The organism is Roseobacter sp. HKCCA2468 (genome assembly GCF_037805105.1).
Taxonomy (GTDB): Bacteria; Pseudomonadota; Alphaproteobacteria; order Rhodobacterales; family Rhodobacteraceae; genus M30B80.
Genome location: NZ_JBBLYN010000012.1, coordinates 1 through 6,929, shown reverse-complemented (window position 1 = coordinate 6,929; position 6,929 = coordinate 1). Strand labels below are relative to the sequence as shown.

5 protein-coding genes are annotated in these 6,929 nt (G+C 41.7%); 3 read left to right on the top strand and 2 right to left on the bottom strand.

The window, feature by feature from the left end:
- The 3 genes from AAC620_RS12245 to AAC620_RS12235 form a co-directional block, all read left to right on the top strand.
- Positions 1-203 (top strand): hypothetical protein (locus tag AAC620_RS12245; protein ID WP_340245374.1); only part of this gene is annotated, 203 nt, incomplete at its 5' end.
- 188 nt (positions 204-391) lie between these two features.
- Positions 392-1,006 (top strand): excisionase family DNA-binding protein, encoded by a 615-nt coding sequence (locus tag AAC620_RS12240; RefSeq protein WP_340245373.1) that lies wholly within the window; start codon positions 392-394, stop codon positions 1,004-1,006.
- Positions 1,007-1,076: 70 nt separating this feature from the next.
- Positions 1,077-1,331 carry a hypothetical protein gene (locus tag AAC620_RS12235; RefSeq protein ID WP_340245371.1) on the top strand — a complete coding sequence of 85 codons (255 nt, stop codon included), beginning with the start codon at positions 1,077-1,079 and terminating at the stop codon, positions 1,329-1,331.
- A gap of 130 nt (positions 1,332-1,461) precedes the next feature.
- Here the strand turns inward: AAC620_RS12235 and AAC620_RS12230 are convergent, their stop codons facing one another.
- Positions 1,462-2,586 carry a hypothetical protein gene (locus tag AAC620_RS12230; RefSeq protein WP_340245369.1) on the bottom strand — a complete coding sequence of 375 codons (1,125 nt, stop codon included), beginning with the start codon at positions 2,584-2,586 and terminating at the stop codon, positions 1,462-1,464.
- Between the two features lie 251 nt (positions 2,587-2,837).
- A complete protein-coding gene (locus AAC620_RS12225; RefSeq protein WP_340245367.1) occupies positions 2,838-6,875 on the bottom strand; it encodes a discoidin domain-containing protein in 4,038 nt (1,345 codons plus the stop codon).
- Between the last annotated feature and the right edge of the window lie 54 nt (positions 6,876-6,929).

The following is a 6,929-nucleotide window of genomic DNA, read 5'->3' as shown; positions in this document are numbered from 1 at the left end:
ACAGCATTACGTTTACGGGGACGTTTAGTGAGGCGGTTACGGTCACTGGGACGCCGAGTTTGAACCGCTCGAACTGTGGTTTCACGCTAATGCCGGATATTATGAACCGCCAGTTGGGGCGGGTAATCTTTACAGATCTTACGGCCTTATTGCTCGCCACCAATTTGACGATCAAGTTAGCGCATCTGCCGTTTCTCAGTTAATGATAACGGAAGAAATTCCTTCTCACTGGCTCTTGATGTAAATTAAGTTTGTCTGCAACGGTATCAATTGAAATTCTACACATTCAAATATGCCAAATATGCCAAATATGCCAAATATATAGATAATTTACAATTATTACTTGGCTGATTATAGTGGTTAATAGCAAGCGCCACCATACGAGGCCAATATGACCAGAAGTGACACAAAAAACCTAACAACAAAAGACTTAACGACCGTGCAAGTTGCTCGAGCGCTTGGGGTCGCAACGGGAACGGTTCAGAAAATGGTAGATATTGGCGTGCTTGAAGCTTGGAAAACGGGGGGAGGTCATCGTCGAATTACGCGTGACAGTTTAGAGCAATACTTAAAAAACCATCTCGGTGACAAAATTCAACACCATGGCGCAAAAAGCGAAACGACCGCCAATAAAAAAATTTTAGTTATTGAAGACTCTCACTTTTATTCTGAAATGCTCAAGACCTTGGCTATGAATTCGTTTCCAGATGGGTTTGTGTCGGTGTGCTACGATGCATTTTCCGCAATTGATGAATTGAAGAGAGGTGTGCCTGATTTAATTTTACTTGACCTGGGCTTGCCAGATATGGACGGGGTCGCCTTACTCACCCGTATCGCGTTAATTGATCGTGAATACATTAGTCGCCTGATAGTTGTGACCGGAAACACTAGTGTAACGACTAGTGACCTTCCTGAGGCTTATAAAAATATTCCAATTATATATAAAGATAACGTTTTAAGTGATCTTCCTAAATTATTTGATAAAATTAACATCGGGAACTATTGAAGTTTCTTCTCCTCAGGAAAAATTCCAAGTGATCTGAAAAATATAGGTTGCACAGCAGAGCGAGAGATACATGGAAAATTCCGAAAATCTGCGCAGGTTGGCACTTCTTGAAGTTCGAAGTATTACTGATATAGAATTAAAAAATTTAACTGAAAAGCATATACACCACTTAATTCATAAACTATTGCCCATTCTAAATTATTTAGGCGAGTATGAATTTCATGAAAAGATTTTGGAAATTAAGAGAATGAAAAATTTAAAAATTCAAAAAAAAGAGTTTCAAAAAACTTGTGAATTAATAAGAGAAAATATTCAAATTATATAAATACAAATATTTAATACCGGCGACCAGCTCAGTTCTGCAAAAATGCCGAGCAACTCAGAATGCCCAAAGAGCTGTGGCCAAAATAGCTTGACCACTACAAGTTGATATTTTTGAAGGTAACATCGACAACTTAAGCATAGGTGTATTCCCAGGCATCAGATACCGTTTGTGAACCGTCAGCATGAATCACTTTTATCGAAAGATCTAGAACGTTATCACTATTCAAGTCGTAATCAGCGATATCAGCTAGCGATGCGATAAAATCTCCTGAAACAAGCTGTTCCTGGGAGGGACTACCCAGATTTATTTCATCTCCATCGATCATTAGCACGAGCTGATCAGTCTCGGTTACATCCAAGAGGGATACCCAAACTTCCATGGATGCATCAGCGTCGGCAATATTTTGACCACTTTCCAGCAAATAGCTGCCATCATCAAACGCCAATAACTCGATATAGCTATTATTTTCCACCACAGAATTCAATTGAGAAGCGGACAGTGGCAATTGATCCATTTCTACAAATCTTTGCACAATGGCAGCTTCTGTTGTGTTGTCTACAATCTGCTGCCCCAACAATAGATTGATGTCATCCGCATCCAAAACAACAGGGTCCACACCGTTGAGTTGCGCCAAATACTCATTGTAGTCTGTAAATGCGACCACTCTCGCTAATACGCCAACTATAGATTCTACCGTATCAGAATCAAATGTTATGGCCCGATCTGTAAGATCAGAGACAATACTTTCTGACAAGTTACGTTCATATTCTATATCGATTTCTTCATAGAACAGGGTTTCAGAAAATTCCGAAGACACATCATTCCGTTGATAAACGCTGTCAGCGATTTTAATCTCGGCAATGATGTCACCAATGATCTCATTGAGCTCGCTCGTTGTAAGTAGCGTGCCGCTACTTTTACTCAACAGGGTGGTGAAAGAGATGGCATTTTTTTGTTCCACAGCAAAATAATGACTGTTCCATTGTGTACCAGTGTCATACTTCTTGGACACGACGTTCCCTGTGAACTCGGAGCCCCAATCTGGATGCCCAATCACAACATGCAAATTGTTAATACTTGGATCGCTGGTATCTCCAACTTTATGAACCATGGCATAGACAGTGTAACCATCGATAATTTCACCAGTATAGAGCGTGTCGAATGTTTCAGTTCCACGGCCATCTGCACCAGTATTGCCAGCAATACCAAATCCAAGGTAGGTAAAGTCAGCAGTCTCCTGATTATACGAAAACATAGTAACTGGATGAGCCCACCCTAATGATTTGTAAATAAGGCTACTATCGCCAGTATGTCGCGCTGAGCTCACTTGTGTGTAGCTCAATGCATTATTACACATATTGTCAGCTCAGGCATGAACTACTACAACCTAATTTTGCCTGACAAACGATTCATCCAAAAGCGGTAACTACCAGATCGTGTTTAATCCAATACACAAAGACATATGCGGCAAACTCACTTATCTGATATTTTGAGCTGCATAGAGCGCTAGCCGTAAAAATAAGTGAACTCATCAGAGACCACCGATGAACCATCATCATGGACCACCTTAACCTGGAGATTGACGGAACCATCATTCAACACGTCTTGTACAGATACGTCGAAGTTATCTAGGAACAGCTCACCCGCGCTTACTTGATCTGCTGTTGGATTTCCCAGATCAATATCCACACCATCAATCACCAGTACCAATTGGTCAAACTCATTTACTTCAACGAAATCAATAATTATATCCGGTGTAGCATCTTGGAGAGAACTGCCAGCATATAGTCCCTCATTACCGTCGTTACCTGCTTGTATATTATGCACAAAAGCATCACTGGTTAATACTTGTTCAAGCGAATACAAATCATTCGGCAAATTATCCAGATGCACCAACCGATTTAGGAAGGTATTTAGCGCACTCTGTGAATCTATTAAGCCTAAAACTTCATTTACAGTCAGAAGATTGCTTTCAGATACAATTGTTGCTCCTAATTGCTGATAATCCTGTAGATTTGGCGCTATATAATCTTCGACAAGTTGATAAGCAGAAAATTTGGCTAGATTATGATTGGTTGAGTTGATAACCGCTTGAATAGCCTGAGCCGAATCAAGACTATTAGGAGTTGTCAACTTAATAACCCGATTAATGATATCGATATTATCTGACGTAACGCCAGCTAGACCTGCATCGCTATAATCATTTAATTCAAGATACTGCGCTTGCTCTTGATCATCGCTAATTGCGGCAATCTTGTTGATAGCATCGCTTGCCGAGGTTATTGCAGACTCAATGTCTTGAATAGAATTTATGGTATTTTTAAGTAATTGCGCTTTTACTGCACTCAGGTTTTGATCCGTAACGCCGTCGATTCTTAATGCAGAAAATGCATCTATTACAAACTCAGGAGCACTACCATTTGAATATTGAATGATCTTCTCTAAAGAATCGTCGACCATATCAATAACGCTTTGAATACCTTCAACTGAACCAATTTCTTCAAACGTATTATGGTAAACATGATAATTAACAATATCGATATTTAACTCATTAACGCCAGAACAACCAATTTTCTGATAGTCTGATAACTGAGGCGCACTGACTGGGTTTGCGGCATCACCGGACCTGTAATTTGAAAATATCTCAATGGCGCTAATTGCCTCATCTACGATACCTTGAATCTCACTAACGGTATCGGCCGCCCCGGGGTTGGCATTCGAAAGTAACGTATTTACAACATGCAGGTTGTTATCGCTGACATCAAATATACCAGCGGCCCGATAATCATCTATAGTGAAAGGAAACGCAGATTGATCTGTGCCGCTATTGAAATCTTGGAACTTTCCAATTGCTTCATCAGCCATAGTTACCAGAGATTGAATCCTTGCAACAGTGGCAAGGTTAGCAGTCGAAGCCCTTAAGACCTGAAAGTTTACTGCATCAATATTAGAGACCGTTACCCCAGTTACACCCGCGTTAGAATAATCAGTAGGCGTTAAGGCATTCGCGGTATAGCCACTTGTGTCATGGTACTCGCCAATCAAGCTCAGGCTATCTAAATTCGTAACCAAAGATTGAATTTCTTGTGGCGTATCGGCTTCGCCTATATCTGAGTTTAAAATATTGGAATTAACCGTCGCCAAGTTCGCTTGAGTTACGCCGAATATTCCTGCCTTTGCGTAATCTGCCAAAGATAATGCTGTAGGCGTGACGCCATCACCATTGTTGTATGCTTCAATTTTTACAATAGCATCGTTTACCTCCGTGACAAGTGACTGCAATTCGCTAATAGAGTCGATGTTTGCTCGCGAAGACTTAGATATTTTTTGAGTGATTACACGCACATTTTCTTCAGTCACACCATTTATACCGGCATTAGTAAAATCGCTGGTTTTAAGCTCAAATTCGCCGTCAGGAAGCGGGGTTGAATTATCGTAATACGCAAGTATTTTTTCTAACCCCGATGACATATCATCGACGAACGACTGAAGCTCTGCAAGCGAATTTAAACTAGCTGCAGATACCCCCTTAAGCTTCTTATTGACCTGATCTAGATTTGAAGAGTTGACACCCAAAACACCTGCATTACGATAATCATCTACTGTCGGCGTAAGGCCGTTAAATACAGCTGTTTTAACCTTGAAATCCAAATCGGAAATCAAGGCTTTGTTGGTAGACGTATTAACTAATCTAAATCCATCGTAAGCCGCGTCACCATTACCAGTTATCGTTTCGCTGACACTCTGACCATACATGTAAAAGCGATCGATTCCTGTATAACTATCGCCATTATTATCCGAGATATTTAAACGGTAGTACCTATAGGATCCTGGAGTATCAACCCAATAGGTTTTAGTTTCGCTCGCTCTCCAACTCGTTTGATCACGAACTGTATCAAGCGTTGTCCACGTGGAGTTGTTATTACTACCTTGAAATGTCCAATCTTCTGGTGACCGCGAAGTGGATTGCGCTGACCTAGAGATAGCCGTCAGCGAATACTTGTAAATAACATTGGTATTGCCACTCCCCGCATCCAATCTCAGCCAGGCTGTTGACCCACCCGATGCCCATGAACCAGAGTTATTTGATGAACTAGCTGTTGTTCCGTCAACAGCCCTGTATGCTTCATAACCTGTTCCGGCACTATCATCAGCACTAACCGTCCAGGTACCGCTTGTCGAAGAGCTAAAATTCGGAACCACATTGGCTGTGGAGGTACTACCACTACTAATCTTTTCCCACTCACCTGAATTAATATTGCGCCCTTCGACCGTAAATGTACTGGGCAATTGATTTTCTGTAGTCGAGTAGTCTAGCCCAGTTTCACCCTTAAGAACTATTCCTTGATATTGATATGCCTGATTTGGAAGGTCACTGATCCAGCCGACAAAACCCTGATTTAATGCATGAAAACCATCGGTTGAACCCGTTGTGTTATTGAAAGCTTCAGTATCTACGAAGTTTGAATTATCTGTACCACCAAGTGATATAACACTCAAAGCGGCGTCCGTATTTGCTGACAGCGATAAATTTGGAACCAACTCTATTGTACTACCCGTTGCAGACCAGCTTGAAATAGATGTCTGCCCGACAAAATTGTATATCTTCTCGAGCGCATCAATGTGATTATCAACAATGGTTTTTATTTCAGAATAGGTGTCAACACCTCCAACATTTTTTGAGATCATTTGTTTATTAACTGCGTCGATATTATCCGCGTTAACTTCGTAAATCCCGGCGTCTTTATAGTCATCTACAGTTGGCGCTTCTCCAGTGCCATTAGAGTTGTTCCATGCTTCTATGATCTTAATAGCAGAGACTGCCTCATCTACTAGCTCCTGAACCTGCATACTAGAACCGATGGTTATTGTTGGTGATAGCGCAGACAATTTCGAATTGACTGCGCTAGCAATATCATTCGTTAAAGTGATCCCAGCGGCTCTATATTGATCTATAGTTAAAGGTGATGGCGTAGATCCATCACCCATATGATATGCATCTATTTCAGATATCGCATTGTTAGCTGCTATTAGTAACTCTCGTATTTTTGTGTTGGTATTAGCCCCCAAAGGGTCAGCAGACAGTACCTGCGCATTGAGTGCAGCAATGTTTTGGTCTGACACACCCTGCAAACCGATCGCGGTATAATCACTCACTGCCAATGCAGCTGTATTATCTACTGAGTTATAGGCTTCAATTTTTGCCAAATTGGCCATCGCCTCTTCGATCGACTCGTTTATCCCTGCGACTGAACCAACGCTTGATCTATCTTTAGAGGCGACTACTGCGTTAAGCGCATCTAAATTATCCTCAGTTACGTTTGCTATTCCTGCATACAAATAAGTATTGTTAGTGGGTGCTACATTGATATCACTATTATCTGCATAGGCAATAATTGCCTCCCAGGCCGCCACCACCTCCGCAACTACCGTTTGCAGCTCGGTTCGCTGGTTCAGGCTCTCAAAGGTTCCCGTGTCGATGGTTGTCGTGCTGTTGTAATCAGCCCGCGCCAGGACCAGGCGAATACCCGCCAGGTTATCCATGCTCACTTGAGTGAACCCCAAGGCCTGAAGAGACGCCATACTCACGCCGTCGCC